Raw genomic sequence first — 16,326 nt, 5'->3', positions numbered from 1 at the left:
TTAGTCCGGCGGGGTTAGGCAGGGGGCGCGTAGGCGAGCTTGCGGGAGCCGTCAACGTGGGGGAAGAGCAGGAAGGCCGCGCCTGAAACGAGCGCCCACACCAGCGCGCTGCCCCAGGCAGGAAGCGCGAGGAGCGGGGAGAACATGACCATCAGCCACAGCGCCATAAGCGGGATGAGCTGTGCGGCGTTGGGCAGCATGGTGACGTTGTGGCGCTGGGCATAATCGCGCAGATCAGCACGGTAGGGGTGCAGGAATACGAGCGCGCAGGCGGCGATGAGGAAGAGCAGGCTGAGTCCTAGCGCGAGGCCGAAGTGGATGCGGCTGCTACCTGCCGCCACGGCAGCGCCAGCTAGCAGCGAGGCACCGAGGCGTACCCACGGCGGAGTGGGGATAGGGGTGGTGTGCGCGCGGAGGGGATTCATGGCGCCTAACGCTACCAGCGCAATTGCGCGCGTCCGGGAAGAGGTTCATAATAGGGGCCATGAATCAAACAGGTGTTCGTGTGGCGGGTGGCTCCCGGGCTGACCGGATTGCGGTTCTGCGCGCCCAGATTCAACGCCTGGAAACCCCGGATGATTCTGCGCAGGTGCAGCCGGAGGCGGAGCTCCTCGGAGTCCCTGAAAAGCTATCTGAGCTGCTCCCGGGTGGTGGTCTGCCCCGCAAGCAGGCAACCGCCTGTGCGGAATGTGCTGCGCTCGTGGTGGAGCTGATATCCCATGTTAGCGCGGCAGGCGGACACGTCGGGGTGGTGGGTTGGCCCGATCTCCTACTCGCACAAGTGGCCGAGGAGGGTGATGTCTCCCGGGTTATCACGGTGCCCGATCCAGGCGTAGAGCCCTGGGCGGTGACCGGCGTGCTGTGCGAGGGGCTGGATCTAGTCGTGCACAAAGGCACAGGCGCGCTGAGCCCCACGCGGGCGCGCCCCGTGCTGGCAAAAGTGCGGGCTGGGCAGGCGGCCCTGCTTACCGTGGGAACCCGGCTGCCGGGCACAGCCGTGGAGATAGGCGCGGAAGTTATCGCTGTGCATGGCGTGGGCCGGGGCAGCGGGCGGATTCGGGGGGTTGATATAGGGGTGCGGGTGGCGTCGGCAAGCATGCGCCCGCGCCGTGGAGTGCTCACATGTGGGCAGCGTCCGGACGCGCGCCCGCACTTGGAGGTCGTGTGAGGGTCGCGGCGCTGTGGTTCCCGGATTGGCCTATCCAGGCGCTGCAGGACGCAGACAGGGCAGCATGCGCTATCGCTGCCCAGCACCGCGTGGCGGTGTGCAACGCGGCGGCGCGCCGGGCGGGGGTGCGCCGCGGGATGCGCGTGCGCCAGGCCCAAGCTCTCCTACCGGAGCTGCGCGTGGAGGAGGCCAACCCGGACCGAGACGGCGTGGTCTTCGCGGAGATTGCCGCGGGGCTGGACGCGGTGGCCTCCTCGGTGGAGGTGCTGCGTCCGGGCCTGGTCATTGTGGATGCGGGCGCGGCCGGGCGTTTCCACGGCAGCGAGGAGAAAGCAGTGGAGATGCTTGTCGACGCCACCGCCAGATCCCACCTCGACGCCACCGTCGGCGTCGCTGATGAGATCGCCACCGCGCTGATTGCCGCGCGCCACCACAACCTGGGCGCGGTAGTCCCGGCAGGCGGCTCGCGTAGCTTTCTGGCTCAGCAGCCGGTGGGGGTATTGGCCGCGGAGGTGGCGCTGGGATGCACGGCGGACGTGGTGCATGCCTTAGAGCAGCTGGGCGTGCGCACGTTAGGGGAGTTGGCGAGCTTGTCGCTGCGCCAAGTCACCACCCGTTTCGGCGAGGCTGGACGGCGATGCCACGCGGTGGCTGCGGCGGCACCGGATCGGCGCGTGGCGCCGGAGCTTGTGCGCCCCGACTTAGGCGTGGAGCAGGGCTTCGAAGAACCCTTGGAGCGCGTGGATGCTGCGGCCTTTGCCGCGCGTCAGCTCGCGGCGCGCCTGCACGTGCTACTCGATGAGGCCGGCGTGGTGTGCCTGCGGCTGTGCGTTGCCGCGGAGTTCGAGGGCGGCGAGCGCCTGGAGCGGATCTGGCGTACCCAAGAAGCGCTCAGCGAGGCCGCTACAGCGGACCGCGTGCGCTGGCAGCTCGATGGTTGGCTGAGTGCTGCGCGGGCGGGTAGTGCGCCGGGTGAGGGAGGGGGCATCGTCAAGCTGGCGTTGGAGCCGGTGGAGGTCGCTCCGCCAGGGGATGGGCTCCTGTGGGGCGCGGGCGAATCCGCGGAGCAGGCCAAGCGCGTCATCGCGCGGGTGCAATCCCAGCTGGGGGTAGATCGCGTGCTGCAGCCCCGCCCGGCGGGCGGGCGTGGGGTGGCCGAGCGCATCGAGTACGTCCCCTACGGCGAACAGCGTGACCCGCAGCCGGAGGGCACCTGGCCTGGGCGCATCCCCGCGCCGCTCCCGGCAAGCCTGGCGCACCCGGCCGCGCGGATCCGGCTTATCGACGCCTCATCGAAAGACATCATCGTCACCGCCGAGGCCCTCCTCTCCGGGGAGCCGGCGGGCCTGGGGTGGGGGCGCCACCGCTACCGGGTGACCGGTTGGGCTGGCCCGTGGCCCGTGGACTCTGAGTGGTGGGAAGCAGGTGCGGCGCAGCGCTGCGCGCGCCTGCAAGTCGTCGGGGAAAACGAGAAAGGCCAGCGCGCCTGGCTCCTCGTGTGGGCAGGCGGACGCTGGTCGGTGGAGGCAACCTATGCCTGAACTGTTTAGTTCAGAATGTCGATAACCAGGCGCGTCGGTGCCTTGAGCACCTGAACCGAGTATGGGTGGCGCCCATCAAGCCCGATGACAAACTGCGAGCGGGCCTCGAAGGTGCCGCTGCTGACCACCTGGGGCACCAGCCCGCCGGCGCCCTTCACGGTACCGATATTCGGGTCTTCCATATCAAGTTGGAAAGGGTAGGCGGTGCCGTCGATGCTGACGTCGAGCGCGGTGGAACCGTTGTAAGCAATCGGGTTGCCGGAGCCCTGCTGGGCGGGGGAATCGGTGTAATCGATGAACCAGCCCGGTGAACCGTCCCCGACAAACTCGAAGACCACGCGGTCAAAACCTTCATGCTTGCCCACGCGGACATCGGTCACCACCAGTTCCGAGGGGGCCGGTGGGCGGAGGGTTTTCATCTCCATGTTGGCGTCGCCCAGCGGGGTCAGCCCAGCCGGTGCGGCGGGGGAGGGGGCAGTGGGAGTAACGGTAGCCGTGGAGGTGGAGGCGCCGGACAGGGTGGCGTCGAGAGTCTTCGTGGGGCCGTCGGAGCTGCCGTCCGGAGCGGAAGACGGAGCGCATCCCTGAAGCGCGAGTGCACCCGAGACAACGAGTGCGGCCACTGGGGCGGCTGTGCGCAAGAGGTTATGTTTCGGCATGACTTCGAGCGTAGTGGCACTACGGGAAATTATATGCATCGAGCTAAGCATCGTAACCACATTGTTGTGAAGAAAGTGATGCCAGTTAAGATGGCGTCATGACCTTCTGCTCCGACGTCCAGGTCGAGCCCCTGGCCGGTACCGCAAAACAAGAATCTGTGTACGTCCTCTTTGAGTGGCCCACGGCCTGGTCTCGTGACGTGCTTGACGGGCGTACCTTTGGCCCCGGCTTGACTGCGAAGCTCAAGGCCAAGCTCAAAGGCGTGGCGGGCCTGCAACTCATTCGCCGCCCTGGGCGTGCCGGGCATGAGCGGGGGACGGGTCACTTCCGCTGTTTCGTCGTGTGGGCACGCGAGGGGTTGGTACAGGATTACGTCCTCAACGGCCCGGAGGACATCCTCGATCTGGATCTGGAGCATCCCACTGGCACGTGCCTGCCGCTGGTGCTCGTGTGTACCCACGCCAAGCGCGATGCCTGCTGCGCTATCAAGGGCCGCCCGCTTGCTGCTTCCCTGGCGTGCGAATTTGAGGAGACCGTGTGGGAAACCTCCCACACCAAGGGACACCGTTTCGCACCGTCGGTGCTCCTGATGCCGTGGGGATATTCTTTCGGCCGCCTCAACGTGGACGCTGGCCGCGAGCTCGTGGGCAAGGCTCTGCACGGCGAGTATTTCTACCCCGCCAACCGTGGTTCCGGTCTTCACACTCCCCAAGGCCAGGTAGCGGAGCTTGCAGTAGCACGCCAGCTTCTCGACGCCTCCGAGTCCCTCCACTACGGCGACCTCACCGTCGACGCGGCGGAAACCCCCGCCGCGAAGAATAGCGTCGTTGTGCGCCACCGCGACGGCCGCGCATGGGACGTGGAACTCGAAGAAAAAGAGGCCTCCGGCGTCGTCTCCTCCTGTGGAGACGAGCCGAAGACCTCTTCCTACTTTGCCGCGCGCCGCGTCTTGCGACGCGGCACGTAGGATAAGGACGCGGCGCATAAGATACGAACGCGGCGCTTAGAGTACGGGCGTGGCACCCTAAACCGCGCCGAGCCATGCGCAGGCGCGGCTAGCGGCGCATAATCTTGGCCGAGAGCCAGTTGCCGAAGAACTGAGCTGCCTGGACCAGCACAATGATGATGAGGGTGGCCACCACGGTGACCTCCCACTCGAAGGCGCGGTAGCCGTAGACAATGGCGAAGTCACCCAAGCCACCGCCGCCGACGTAGCCCGCCATCGCAGACATATCGACGATGCCGATGAACAGGAAGGTGTAGCCCAGCACCAGCGGGCCGAGTGCTTCCGGAATGATGACCGTGGTGATGATCTTCCACGGCGAAGCACCCATCGCGCGGGCTGCTTCAATCACGCCCGGATCCAGCGCCACGAGGTTCTGCTCGACGATGCGCGCCACCGCGAAGGTAGCCGCGATAACCATGACGAACGTGGCCGGTTCGCGGCCGATGGAGCTGCCCAGCACCGCCACCGTCAGCGGCTGCACAAAGGCCAGCAAGATAATGAACGGAATCGGGCGAATAAAGTTCACCAGGATATTGATGACGAAGTGGATAGGCTTGTTCTGCAGGATGCCGCCTGGGCGCGTGGTGTAGAGCAGGATGCCCAGCACGAGACCGATGATGCCGGCGACCACCAGGGTGGTGGCGACCATGATGAGGGTGTCCTTGATGGCGTCGACAAGCGTGCCGCCCAGTCGATCCCAATTGGCCTGCGCGAGGTAGGTGACGTTCATCGTTGGATCTCCTCAATATCGGTGGTGCGTTGCATGTGTGCGTAGAAATCTTCAATGGCCGCTTCCGGCCCGTTGAGGCGCACGGTGATCTTGCCAAAGGAGTGCTTCTGCAAGGTGGTGATGCCACCGTGGACCACGGCGATGGACACGTCCTTGTCCGCGAGCTTGCCGGCGGCGTCGAAGAAGCCCGACTTTTCCGTCAGGTTGATGGTGAACAGGCGGCCCTCGTGGGCCAGCAGGTCATCGGCCTCAACGACGTCCGGGGTATTGCGCAGCGAGGTGGCCACGAACTTCTCCGCCACCTTGGTCTGCGGATTAGAAAAGACCTCATAGACGCTGCCGGCCTCGATGACGTGGCCGTTTTCCATGACGGCTACCTTGTCGGCGATGGAGCGCACGACGTCCATCTCGTGGGTGATGACCACGATGGTGATGCCGAGGTCGCGGTTGACCTTGCGCAGCAGGTCGAGCACCTCGTGGGTGGTGGTGGGGTCGAGCGCCGAGGTGGCTTCATCCGCCAGCAGCAGGGAAGGGTTATTAGCCAGGGCACGGGCGATGCCGACGCGCTGCTTCTGGCCACCGGAGAGCTGCTCTGGGTAGTTATCGCCCTTGTCCGCCAGGCCGACGAATTCTAGCAGCTCCTGGACGCGCTGTTGACGCTCCTGCTTGTCGACGCCCTGCAGCTTCAGCGGGTACTCAATATTGCCCGCCGCGGTGCGCGAGGACATGAGGTTGAACTGCTGGAAGATCATGCCGATGTTGCGGCGAATGCCCCGCAACTTGGATTCGGGCAGGGGGACGACATCGGTGCCGTCGAGAAGCAGCTGCCCCGAGGTTGGCTTATCCAGACCGTTGATCATGCGCACCAGCGTGGACTTGCCGGCACCGGAGAAGCCGATGATGCCGATGATCTCACCGGGCTCGACGGTCAAAGAGACATCATCAAGCGCTTTCGTGGTGGTTTTCTTGTTCTTAAAGACTTTGGTGATATTGCGGAATTCAATCCGGGTGCCCCGGTGGGCGCCTTGTTGTTCAGTCACGTGGTTTTCCTTTGTACGTGTCCGTGTAGTGAGCGAGGAGGGAGTAACGGGCAAAATCCCCCGGGTCACGCAACTAAGCGTGAGCGCGGGGGAGGGGGAGATTTGCTTAGCTAGAGGAGGCTTCCTCTTCCAGCCGCTCCAGAATCTCCTGAAGCTCTGCCTGTGGTTTATCCACAAAGATAGTGGTGCCACCCGTGGTGTCTTGCACTGCGGCCTTCACCTCGTCGGAGAGGTAGAGCTCGGCCAGCTTCTTGACCTTCTCGTTGTCCTTGTCCTTTTCCTGCACAGCCCACACGTTGACGTAGGGGTCGAACAGGATCTTCGGGTCGGCGTTGGGGTTTTCCGGGTCGTCGTAAAGCACGGCGTCGGCCGGGTTGATACCCGCACGCTTGAAGAAGGAGTTGGTGATGATGGCGGGCTTGCCTTCGCCGAAGGCGGACGGGGTCTGGGAAGCATCGACCGGGGTGACGCTCACCTTGGATGCGGCCTCGTCGATGTCGGCGGGGTCCGGGGTGAGCTTGCCCTCTTCCTTGAGTACCAGCAAACCGTTGGCAGCCAGCAGGTTGATGGCGCGGCCCTGGTTGGTAGCGTCGTTGGGAATGGCGATGTCCTGGCCCTCGATGCCGTCGATGCTGTCGTGGCCCTTCCAGAACAGCGGCATGGGGTAGACCTGCGTGGAGGCCACCGGAACGAGGTTCGTGCCGTTGCCCACGTTGTACTCAGCGAGGAACTTTAAGTGCTGAAACTTGTTGGTATCCGTGCTGCCCTCTGCCAGGGACTGGTTGGGGGTGGCGTAGTCGGTGAAGCTCTTCATCTCGATTTCGATGCCTTCCTCGGCAGCGAGTTCCTTGAGCACGCCCCACTCCGGAAGTTCGGCGTCGGTGGTGCCGACGATGATGGGATCTTCGGCGGTGCCGGCGGCGAAATCGGAGCTTGCAGACGAGCAGGCGACCAAGCTGGTAGCAGCAAGCAGGCTAGCGGCGGCTGCTACGAGACGGCGGATGCGCATGATTCGTCCTTTACTAGTCGGTGGTGGGTTTGTTTAGACCTGCTCTTCGAGGCGGTCCAGGATCTCCTGGAGCTCCTCCTGGGAGCGGTCGACGGCCACGGCGGTGTCGCCGGAGGACTTCAGAACGGCGTCGGTGACCTTCTGGTCCTTCCACAACTCAGCCAGTTCGTGGAGGGTTTCGTTATCGGCGTCGTCGGCGCGCACGGCCCAGACGTTGATGTAAGGCTCAGCCTCGGTGGAGTCCGGGTCATCCTGAGCGACGGCAGACTGCGGGTCAATGCCAGCGCGCTCGAGGAAGGAGTTGTTGATGACAGCCGGCTTGCCCTCGCCATACGCGGCCGGGGTCTGGGCGGCATCCACCGGGGTGACCTTGACCTTGGACTTCTTTTCATCGATGTCCAGCGGGGTGGGGGTCAGCGGGCTACCTTCCTTGAGAGTGACCAGGCCTTCCTGAACCAGCAGGCCGATGGCGCGGCCCTGGTTGGTGGAGTCGTTCGGAATGGCGACTTCCTGGCCCTCGATGTCAGCGAGGTCCTTGTGGTCCTTCCAGTAGATGGCCAGCGGGTAGATCTCGGTGGCGGCCAGCGGGACCAGGTCGGTGCCGTTGCCCTTGTTGTACTCAGCCAGGAACTTCAGGTGCTGGAACTTGTTCGTCGTCAGCTTGCCCTGGTCCAGAGCCTGGTTCGGGGTGTTGTAGTCGGCGAAGTTCTCCAACTTGACGTCGAAACCGGCTTCTTTGGCCAGGTCCTGGAATACGGCCCACTCTTCCATGTTGGCGTCAGTGGTGCCGATGGTGATGGTGGAGTCCTTGGTAATGGCCTCGCCGGAATCCTTGGACTCAGCGGAGTCCGAGGAATCGGAGGAGCAAGCAACCAGGCCGGTTGCAGCGATGACGGCTGCCGAGGTGGCGGCAAGTACGCGACGGATGCTCATGGTGGGTTCTAGTGTCCCTTCTTGGTTTGTGCGGCAAGTCGTGTCACCGCAGGAGTGTTCACTGCAGGAAAAACTAGCAACGATTGAACCGCTTTGTCTATTTAGGGAATTGTTCAACGACAGCCTTGACGGGAACCTGTGTTCGAATCTACTGTGTGAGGCTATGAGGTTTAATGGGGGCAAGGCGCTGCCGTGGTCCCGGGTGGAGAGGATTCTCTCTGGTCGCCCGGGGCCCGTCCCGGTCTCGGTGGATCATCTGCCGCAGGCCACGGACGTGCCGAAAGTAGGGCATTCTTCCGTGCCTTTCGCGGAGCTGCACGCGGTAAGTTCCTATAGCTTCCTGCGGGGGGCCTCTGAGCCGGAGGAACTTGTGGCGCGCGCCGTCGAGCTGGGCTTGCGGGGGATTGCGCTGGTAGATCGGGATGGATTCTATGGCCTTATGAAATTTGCGGAGGCTGCCGCCACGGCGGGTCTGCCCGCGGTCTTTGGTGCGGAGCTTAGCCTCGACCCGGCCCCGCTGACTGTCCTGGCGCGCACCCCGGAGGGGTACCGGCGTCTATCCCGGCTCATTGCCCGCGCCCGCATGGAGGCGGGGGAGAAGGGGGTCGTGTCCTATCCTTCACTGCCGGAGATTGGTGCACTGCTGCAGGATGAGTGCCTCTTTCTGGTGGGCTGGGAGTGGTCGGAACATTTCGATCATCTGGTCGATGGAATAAAAATAGACAGCATGGTTTTGGAGTACGCATGTACCCAGCTCCCAGAGGACGCGGACCACCACCTACTGCTGGACTCCTTGCCGGTTCCACGCGCCATCGCTACTGCCCACCCGGCTGCCGCCACGCGGGATCGCGCGCGCTTGGCCGGGGCCAAACAAGCCCTGTCTAGACGCCTCGCGCTTGCCGACGCCTCCCCCAACTCCCACCCCATGGGCTCGTCCTGGCTGCGCTCCGGGGAACAGATGGCGTGCCTGCTGCCTGAGCGCCCCGAGCTGATTGCGGAAACCGTTCGCGTCCTCGAAGAATGCAGTTTTACCTGGGAGGCGCTGGCCCCGAACCTGCCTGACTTCGACGTGCCGGAAGGGCATACCGAGATGTCCTGGCTGGAGCACCTCACCTTCGAGCGCGCGGCAGTTCGCTATGCCACGCGCCCTGAGGAGATTCGGCGCAGGGCGTGGGAGCAGATGCGCTATGAGCTGGGTGTGGTCAAGCAGCTGGGATTTCCCGGCTACTTCCTCATCGTGTGTGATCTGGTGGACTTTTGTAAACGGGAAAACATCCTGTGTCAGGGGCGCGGGTCGGCGGCGAATTCGGCGGTGTGTTTCGCGCTGGGGATTACGAATGCGGAGCCGATTTCCGCAGGCCTGCTCTTTGAGCGTTTCCTTTCCCCGGACCGCGATGGTCCGCCGGATATTGACATTGATATTGAATCCGGGCGGCGCGAGGAGGTTATCCAGTACGTCTATGCCAAGCACGGCCGCGAGAGGGCGGCGCAGGTGGCCAACGTGAATACCTATCGCCGCAAGGGCGCGTTGCGGGATGCCGCCCGGGCGTTGGGCTACCCGCAAGGCTCGGCCGATGCGTGGTCGAAGGGCGTGGCGCCCGCGCCTTCGGATGTTGAATCCCTGGCTGAGCAGTTCCTGGGCCAGCCGCGCCACCTGGGTATTCACTCCGGCGGCATGGTGTTGTGCGACCGGCCGATTGCGGATGTCGTGCCCGTGGAGTGGGCGCGCATGGAAAATCGCTCGGTTCTGCAGTGGGATAAGGATGATTGCGCCGCAGCTGGGCTGGTGAAGTTCGACCTGCTGGGGTTGGGCATGCTGGAAGCCCTGCATCACATGATGGACTTGGTGGAGGAGAGTACTGGCCGGGTGGTCAACCTGTGGGAGTTGGATCTGGCTGACGTGGAAGTCTATGACATGCTCTGCCGCGCGGATGCGGTGGGCGTGTTCCAGGTGGAATCGCGAGCGCAGCTGAGCACGCTGCCGAGGCTCAAGCCGCGGGTCTTCTTCGACCTTGTAGTGGAGGTCGCGCTCATCCGGCCGGGCCCCATCCAGGGTGGTTCGGTGCACCCTTATCTGCGCCGCCGCGATGGTAAGGAGCCGGTCACCTATGACCATCCGGTGCTAGAGAAGTCCCTGGGCAAGACACTGGGAATTCCGCTCTTTCAGGAGCAGCTCATGCAGATTGCAGTCGATGCTGCCGGGTTCAGCGGTGCGGAGGCGGATGACCTGCGGCGCGCGATGGGCTCGAAACGCTCGCCGGCCAAGATGGCAGCGCTCAAGCAGCGCTTCTATGAGGGCTTGGAGGAAACCAACGGGATTACCGGGGAAATCGCGGACAAGCTGTGGGCCAAGATCGTGGCCTTCGCCGCCTATGGCTTCCCGGAGTCTCACTCGCAGTCTTTTGCCTCCTTGGTGTACTTTTCGGCGTGGTTTAAGCGCTATTATCCGGCGCAGTTTTGTGTGGGCCTGTTGCGCGCGCAGCCAATGGGTTTCTACTCGCCGCAGTCCCTCATTCAGGATGCGCGCCGCCACGGCGTGGAGGTGCTGCCGGTCAGCGTCAACGAGTCGGGTCGCGAAGCGCGCGTGGTGGTGGGCGCGGACGGTGAGGTACGCATTCGGCTGGGTCTGAACCTCATCAAAGGCTTGGCTAATAAAGCCGCTGACCGCATTGAGGCGGCCGCGCCGTTTGCCGACGTCCCCGATCTCTCCCGCCGCGCCGATCTCACCGTCGATCACGTGGAGGCCCTCGCGGTGGCGGGGGCCTTGGATGTCTTTGGGGTGGACCGCCGCCAAGCACTGTGGCAGGCGGGCGTGGCCGCAACAGAACGGGCGGGGATGCTGCCGGGTCTGTCTGCTATCGAGGCGCCGTCTTTGCCGGGGATGAGTGCCTTTGAGCTCATGGCGGCGGACGTGGCAAGCACCGGCGTGACCCACAACCAGCAGCCGATGGAGCAGATCCGCGGGCAATTGCAGGCCCGTGGAATTCTGTCGGCGGCGGATCTACCGGCCGTGGAGGATGGCACCCGCGTGCGCATCGCCGGGGTGGTCACGCACCGCCAGCGCCCGCAGACTGCAGGCGGTGTGGTCTTCTTTGGTTTGGAGGATGAGACCGGGTTGATGAACGTGATGGTCTCGCCCGGCCTGTGGGCCCGGGATAAGGTGACGGCTCGGACGGCACCCGCGCTCATCGTGCGTGGTATCGTGCAGAACGCCTCCGGCGCGGTCACCGTTGCCGCGGACCAGCTGGAGCCGCTGGCCTTTGGCGAGGCGCTCTCGCGCGGCTCGCGGGATTTCCGCTAAGCGGTTTACTCCTTGGAGATGAGCTCGTCGTGGTTCATCTTTCCAGCGAGGGAACGCGCCACGGAGAAGGGTAGCCACACCAGCAAGAGCAGGATGAGCTTGAAGTAGAGCAGGGATACGAACACGCCATCCGTGATGGGCATGGTTCGCGCACCCCAACTAATGATGCCGGTGAGCAGCAGCAGAATGACAAGTGCGGCGAGGGAGAACTTGAGGCCGTCGTCACGCGCTTCGACGTGCTGCTGCATTTGGTACTCATCGAGTTCGGCTGTGGGCAGGTCGGCAGCGCCAATCGTTGTGCGGAGGCGGGCGGTCAGCAGTGCGGTAGTAGCGTTCCGAGGGCGGCCACCATCAGTGAGGTGAACAGGTCCCAGAACTGCAGGGGAAGGGAAGGCAGATGAGGAGGGTGGAGAGCTCAGCCAGGGTGGTGTAGCGCTTGCGGGCCTTGACGGAATCGGGAATAGAGGCGGACATGTGTGGCTTATCCCTTTCGGTAGATTTCGGAGGACATAGGAGTGAATTCGGTCCGGGAGAACACGGCTTCCACGGGTAAGTCGAAGACCTCGCAGATGTTGAAAGCAAGATCCAGGCTGGGGGAGTGGTCACCGCGCTCGAGGGCGCCAATGGTTTGGGGGTTGACCCCGATGGCGTCGGCAAGCTGTGCACGCGTCATGTCCCGTTCAACGCGCAGCACGCGTACCCGGTTAAACAGTGGGCGAGTGGGCTTTTTCTTTGGGGACATACACCGCAGTGTTGTATAAACCCAACGACTTGTCAAGGGTTCGTGTTAAAGTTGCGGCATGAATTCCGTATCCCCGTCACTCACTAAAGCCCGCTACATTTCGCGTTTGAGTTGGGACGTCATTCTTGCTGCCCTGGCGGCCGGGGCGGCGTATTTCTGGTGGGATTGGCTCTATTGGGTCGCCGGCGCGCTCATCGTGTGGGCGCTCTACGAACTCTGGCTCATCCCCGCGCAAGTCAGGAACTTAGGCTGGCAGGAAACCGCCGACGAACTCTTGGTTACGCGCGGCAAAATCTGGCACACCTTCACCGTCGTGCCCTATGGCCGCATCCAATTCGTCGACGTCACCGCCGGCCCTATCGAGCGCGCGATGGGGCTGAAGAAGGTGCAGTTGCACACGGCGTCGCCCAGCAGCGACGCCACCATTCCCGGCCTCCTTGCCGCAGACGCCGACGCCCTGCGCGAGCGCCTCGCCGTCAAGGCCCGCGAGAGGATGAGTGGGCTGTGAAGGACCGCGCGCTTGTCGACGTCGACGGCTACACCCGCGTCCACCGCCTCACCCCGCTGCTGCGCTTTTGGTCGCTGATTCTGGCGCTGCTCGCCATTTTTGCGGTGAACATCAACGCCTCCATGATTTCTGATGTTCTGTCTTACCTGCAGGGCGGGCACTTGGGCGAGGTCGGCCGCGGAAGCCTGCTGGGTGCCGGCGGCTTCGTGCTCGTGTGCGCGGTGATTTGGCTGATGTCAGGAATCTGGTGGCGCAAGCTGGGCTACAAGCTCACCGAGGATGAAATTGCACTGCGCCACGGCGTTATCTCTACGTCTTTCCGTTCGGCGCGTTATGAGCGAATCCAAGCGGTGGACGTCGTGGAATCCATCATCGCGCGCCTGCTGGGCTTGGCAGCGGTGCGCGTGGAAACGGCCGGTGGCACGTCCTCAGTGATCAAGATTGAATACCTGCCCAAAGCGAAGGCGGAAGAACTACGCGCGGAGTTGCTGCGGCGCACGAATAAAGGTCCTACCAGTGAGCCGGCACCAGAAGCGGAGGAAGCCACCGCCCTGATCCCGGAAATTCCCATTCTGCGCACGATTGCTGCCGAGGCGCTGCGTCTGCCCACGCTGATTAGCGCGCTCGTTATTGGCGGTTTGCTCTTCATTCCGGGCATGTGGACCGCGCTGTTGCCCATCATCGTGGGTTACGTGGGAAGTGTGTGGGGTTTGGTGGATTCTTCCTGGAAATTCACCGCGCTTCACGACGCCCCCACCAACGCCCTCAACGTCTCCTACGGCCTTGCCGACCGCCGCCGCCAAACTATCCGCATCAGCCGCATCCACGGCGTGCGGGTGAGCCAGCCTTTCCTGTGGCGGCGTTTGGGCTGGTACGAAGTGAATGTGTCGGTGGCCGGCTACGGCGCTAAGGGCAGCGGCAAGCAATCTGGTTCTACGCGCATCCTGCCGGTGGGCACCCGCGAGCAGGCGCTGGAGCTTTTAGAGCTCATCTCCGATCTGGACCGCGTGCAGATTGAGGGTTACGCACGCCCCGAGGGCCACACCCAGCCCACCTATACCTCCCCGCGCCGGGCTACCTGGATTAGCCCCATCGACCGCAAACAGCAGTCGGTGACACTGGTGGATTCCCCGTTTCCCGTGACCATCGTGCACCGCGGCCGCATCAACCGCCGCGTCATGGTGATTGGGACCCCGCACATCCAGGAACTCACGCTGAAGGTGGGGCCGCTGGGTCACCTTGCAGGCGTGCGCACCGTGCGCTTCGACCTTGTGGCGGGCCCAGTCAAGATGGCTGGCCAGGACCTCACGCCTGCCGACGCCTCCGAGCTCCTCGCCCGCCTGCGCTCCCGCCCCTTGCCATCCCTGGACGCCGTGCTGGAGCAGATCAATGAACCGAACGGCAAACTGCAGAGAGGGCTCCACCAAGACCTACGCAACAAACCGCGTAACAACTCTCGCGACGGTGCGAGCCGTGGGTCGCAGGAGCTTAAGGCCGGCGACGAAGCTTAAGCAGTACCGGACCGCGGGTGCTGCTAGGGCCGGCACACGCCGAGGCCGCCGAACAGGACCCGCATCCGCCTGCGGGACAGGAGTCGAGCGGCTCCATATCGAGGACCCCGCTGGCGGTGAGGTGATCCAGGATGACATCGACCGTCCCGGGCTCCAGCCCTGTCTTCGCCACGAGGCCCACGCGCGAGCGAACGCCGGCCTCGATGGCTTCCTGCACCGCCTGGATGGGGGAGGCAGGCATTAGATAAACACCTTCAACACCTGGAAGGCCGCTACGGCCAGCACCCACGCGGTGGCCAGCTGGACGCCGAAGCCGAAGAGCGTCCAGCGCCAGCCGATCTCGCGCCGCTGCGCGGCAATCGTGGCCACGCAGGGAGTATAGGCCAGCAGGAAGAGCATGTAGGCCCACACCGCGGCGAGCGGGTGACCGCCGGAAGCCTGCTCGAAGTCAGCCCGTACGTGATCGCTGAGCGCGCTGTGCGATTGCTCCTCGGCGGAGGCGTCGGTAACGTCCTCGACTGCGTAAGTCTGTGCCCATGTAGAAATCAGCGCCTCCTTGGCCACGAAACCTGTTACCAGCGGACCTGTCAGTGACCAAGAATCGAAGCCGGCCGGTGCAAAGGCCGGGGCGATAGCGTGCGCGACCGCGCCATAGGCTGAATCCTCCGGGGCTGGTGGTTCACCCCACGAAGAATCCTGCGCCGCAGCGCCAACCGGGATGGCCATGAGCAGCCACACCACAACCACGGTACTCACGATGATGCCGCCAGCCGTCTGCAAGAAGCCCTTCAGGCGCGTCCACATCACGCTGAGCGCCAAGCGCACCGTGGGTAGCTGATACGTCGGCAGGTCAATAACGAGTGCTTCTTCCGGAACCGCGCGCCACAGAGTCCTGCGCAGGGCTAGCCCCACCAGCACGAGCAGCGCGATGGAAATGACGTACATAATGAACACCACGCTGCCGGCATGCTCCGGGAAGAACGTAGCCGAGAGCATGACGAAGACCACCAAACGCGCCGAACACGAGGTAAACGGGATGAGCAGCGCGGTCATGATGCGATGCCGCGGGCTGCCCAGCACACGGGTGGCCGAAATCGCTGGCACGTTGCAGCCAAAGCCCACAACAATGGGGATGAACGCCTTGCCCGGCAGGCCGATGGCCCGCATAAGGCGATCCGTGACCACCGCCGCACGCGCCATATAGCCGGAATCCTCCAACACCGCCAAACACAAGAACATTAGCGCCATGAGTGGGGCGAAGGTGAGGACCATGCCGACGCCGCCGATGAGGCCGTCGACAAGCAGGCCCATCACGAGGGGGTGGCCTAAGCCGATGGTTTCTAGCCCCGCCCGCGCCCAGTCGCTCAACGGGCCGGAGACCAGCGCCTCCAAGCCATCCTGCAGGGGAGCGGCCACGGTGGTGGTGATCTGGAAGACCGCCCACATCACGGCCAAGAACAGCAACGGCCCGGCTACCGGGTGAAGGGCTACCGCATCGAGGCGGTGGGAGAGGGGCGTGGCGTGCTCGACCTCGCTCACCGAGGCCTTTGCGGCGGCGTCGAGCTCGGCGAAGCGGTCCTCCAAACCAGCATTCTCGCGCAGCTGCACGGGCTCAGTTGCCAAAGACTCCATTACAACCTCGCGCAGCTTCTCGACGCCCTCCCTTCTGCGCCCATCAACCTCCACCACCGGGATGGAGGTGGCCTCGGCCAAAGCAGAGGCGTCGACGACCTGTCCCTGGTTGAGCGCCACGTCGGTCTTCGTCAGCGCGATGATGAGGCGGTAGGGCTGCTCCGCCAACTGGAGGGCGACGTTGAGGCCGCGCGCGACGGCGCTGGCATCGACGACCACGACGACGGCGTCGGGGCGCTCATCTGCGGGGCAATCGATGAGCATGGCGCGGGTGAGCGCCTCATCGGGGCTGAGCGGGTCGAGCGAGTAGGTGCCGGGGAAGTCGATGAGATCGGCGGTGGATTCACCCAGCTTCCAGGCGCCGCGGCTGACCTCAACCGTAGTTCCCGGCCAATTGCCGGTCTGCGCCTTCGCACCGGTCAGGGCATTAAAGAGCGTGGACTTGCCGGAATTCGGGGAGCCGACGAGTGCGATGATGGGTGCTCCGGCAGGGGCGACCGCGCCGCCCGGATTGCCGTGACAGCTGGGTTTCGTGGTGGCCATGG

17 protein-coding genes are annotated in these 16,326 nt (G+C 64.3%); 6 read left to right on the top strand and 11 right to left on the bottom strand.

The window, feature by feature from the left end; genetic code table 11:
* Positions 1-14: 14 nt before the first annotated feature.
* Positions 15-425 carry a hypothetical protein gene (locus HMPREF2781_RS03460; protein WP_070644411.1) on the bottom strand — a complete coding sequence of 137 codons (411 nt, stop codon included), beginning with the start codon at positions 423-425 and terminating at the stop codon, positions 15-17.
* A gap of 59 nt (positions 426-484) precedes the next feature.
* Between HMPREF2781_RS03460 and HMPREF2781_RS03455 the strand changes: the two genes are divergently transcribed.
* Positions 485-1,168 carry a hypothetical protein gene (locus HMPREF2781_RS03455; RefSeq protein ID WP_070446471.1) on the top strand — a complete coding sequence of 228 codons (684 nt, stop codon included), beginning with the start codon at positions 485-487 and terminating at the stop codon, positions 1,166-1,168.
* Positions 1,165-2,709, top strand: a complete 1,545-nt coding sequence (locus tag HMPREF2781_RS03450; protein ID WP_070644410.1) for a DNA polymerase Y family protein — start codon at positions 1,165-1,167, stop codon at positions 2,707-2,709. The genes HMPREF2781_RS03455 and HMPREF2781_RS03450 overlap by 4 nt, the downstream gene beginning before the upstream one ends.
* A gap of 5 nt (positions 2,710-2,714) precedes the next feature.
* On the opposite strand, the gene HMPREF2781_RS03445 is transcribed toward HMPREF2781_RS03450, so the two are convergent.
* Positions 2,715-3,368: an AMIN-like domain-containing (lipo)protein gene (locus HMPREF2781_RS03445; RefSeq protein ID WP_070644409.1), complete on the bottom strand. Its 654-nt coding sequence runs from the start codon at positions 3,366-3,368 to the stop codon at positions 2,715-2,717.
* A 98-nt stretch (positions 3,369-3,466) separates the two neighbouring features.
* On the opposite strand from HMPREF2781_RS03445, the gene HMPREF2781_RS03440 reads away from it, so the two are divergent.
* Entirely contained in the window at positions 3,467-4,336 is an 870-nt protein-coding gene (locus HMPREF2781_RS03440) for a sucrase ferredoxin (protein WP_070644408.1), read from the top strand.
* Positions 4,337-4,424: 88 nt separating this feature from the next.
* On the opposite strand, the gene HMPREF2781_RS03435 is transcribed toward HMPREF2781_RS03440, so the two are convergent.
* The 4 genes from HMPREF2781_RS03435 to HMPREF2781_RS03420 all read right to left on the bottom strand — a co-directional run bounded on the left by HMPREF2781_RS03435 (position 4,425) and on the right by HMPREF2781_RS03420 (position 8,087).
* Positions 4,425-5,105 (bottom strand): methionine ABC transporter permease, encoded by a 681-nt coding sequence (locus tag HMPREF2781_RS03435; protein ID WP_070446463.1) that lies wholly within the window; start codon positions 5,103-5,105, stop codon positions 4,425-4,427.
* Positions 5,102-6,145: a methionine ABC transporter ATP-binding protein gene (locus tag HMPREF2781_RS03430; protein WP_070644407.1), complete on the bottom strand. Its 1,044-nt coding sequence runs from the start codon at positions 6,143-6,145 to the stop codon at positions 5,102-5,104. The genes HMPREF2781_RS03435 and HMPREF2781_RS03430 overlap by 4 nt, the downstream gene beginning before the upstream one ends.
* A 106-nt stretch (positions 6,146-6,251) precedes the next feature.
* Entirely contained in the window at positions 6,252-7,154 is a 903-nt protein-coding gene (locus tag HMPREF2781_RS03425; protein WP_070644406.1) for a MetQ/NlpA family ABC transporter substrate-binding protein, read from the bottom strand.
* 33 nt (positions 7,155-7,187) lie between these two features.
* A complete protein-coding gene (locus HMPREF2781_RS03420) occupies positions 7,188-8,087 on the bottom strand; it encodes a MetQ/NlpA family ABC transporter substrate-binding protein (protein WP_070644405.1) in 900 nt (299 codons plus the stop codon).
* Positions 8,088-8,250: 163 nt separating this feature from the next.
* On the opposite strand from HMPREF2781_RS03420, the gene HMPREF2781_RS03415 reads away from it, so the two are divergent.
* The gene (locus HMPREF2781_RS03415; RefSeq protein ID WP_070644404.1) at positions 8,251-11,388 is read left to right on the top strand and encodes an error-prone DNA polymerase; all 3,138 of its coding nucleotides are present in this window, start codon (positions 8,251-8,253) and stop codon (positions 11,386-11,388) included.
* Between the two features lie 5 nt (positions 11,389-11,393).
* Here HMPREF2781_RS03415 and HMPREF2781_RS12700 read toward each other — a convergent pair whose 3' ends face one another.
* From HMPREF2781_RS12700 to HMPREF2781_RS03405, 3 genes are all read right to left on the bottom strand, one after another.
* Positions 11,394-11,636: a hypothetical protein gene (locus HMPREF2781_RS12700; protein ID WP_245168368.1), complete on the bottom strand. Its 243-nt coding sequence runs from the start codon at positions 11,634-11,636 to the stop codon at positions 11,394-11,396.
* A 103-nt stretch (positions 11,637-11,739) separates the two neighbouring features.
* Positions 11,740-11,862: a hypothetical protein gene (locus HMPREF2781_RS12755; RefSeq protein ID WP_256364858.1), complete on the bottom strand. Its 123-nt coding sequence runs from the start codon at positions 11,860-11,862 to the stop codon at positions 11,740-11,742.
* A gap of 7 nt (positions 11,863-11,869) precedes the next feature.
* Positions 11,870-12,130: a helix-turn-helix transcriptional regulator gene (locus HMPREF2781_RS03405; protein ID WP_070446452.1), complete on the bottom strand. Its 261-nt coding sequence runs from the start codon at positions 12,128-12,130 to the stop codon at positions 11,870-11,872.
* A 58-nt stretch (positions 12,131-12,188) separates the two neighbouring features.
* Here HMPREF2781_RS03405 and HMPREF2781_RS03400 point away from each other — a divergent pair, with 58 nt between their 5' ends.
* Together HMPREF2781_RS03400 and HMPREF2781_RS03395 are read left to right on the top strand one after the other, a co-directional pair.
* Entirely contained in the window at positions 12,189-12,638 is a 450-nt protein-coding gene (locus HMPREF2781_RS03400) for a PH domain-containing protein (protein WP_070446450.1), read from the top strand.
* A complete protein-coding gene (locus tag HMPREF2781_RS03395) occupies positions 12,635-14,149 on the top strand; it encodes a PH domain-containing protein (RefSeq protein ID WP_246821763.1) in 1,515 nt (504 codons plus the stop codon). The genes HMPREF2781_RS03400 and HMPREF2781_RS03395 overlap by 4 nt, the downstream gene beginning before the upstream one ends.
* On the opposite strand, the gene HMPREF2781_RS03390 is transcribed toward HMPREF2781_RS03395, so the two are convergent.
* Together HMPREF2781_RS03390 and feoB are read right to left on the bottom strand one after the other, a co-directional pair.
* Positions 14,127-14,390 (bottom strand): hypothetical protein, encoded by a 264-nt coding sequence (locus tag HMPREF2781_RS03390; RefSeq protein WP_070644403.1) that lies wholly within the window; start codon positions 14,388-14,390, stop codon positions 14,127-14,129. The genes HMPREF2781_RS03395 and HMPREF2781_RS03390 overlap by 23 nt on opposite strands.
* Positions 14,390-16,324 (bottom strand): ferrous iron transport protein B, encoded by a 1,935-nt coding sequence (feoB, locus tag HMPREF2781_RS03385; protein WP_070644401.1) that lies wholly within the window; start codon positions 16,322-16,324, stop codon positions 14,390-14,392. Before feoB ends, HMPREF2781_RS03390 begins: the two co-directional genes overlap by 1 nt.
* Positions 16,325-16,326: the final 2 nt, after the last annotated feature.

Source organism: Corynebacterium sp. HMSC062A03 (assembly GCF_001811145.1).
Taxonomy (GTDB): domain Bacteria; phylum Actinomycetota; class Actinomycetes; order Mycobacteriales; family Mycobacteriaceae; genus Corynebacterium; species Corynebacterium aurimucosum.
This window is presented reverse-complemented; position numbering and strand designations above follow the sequence as displayed.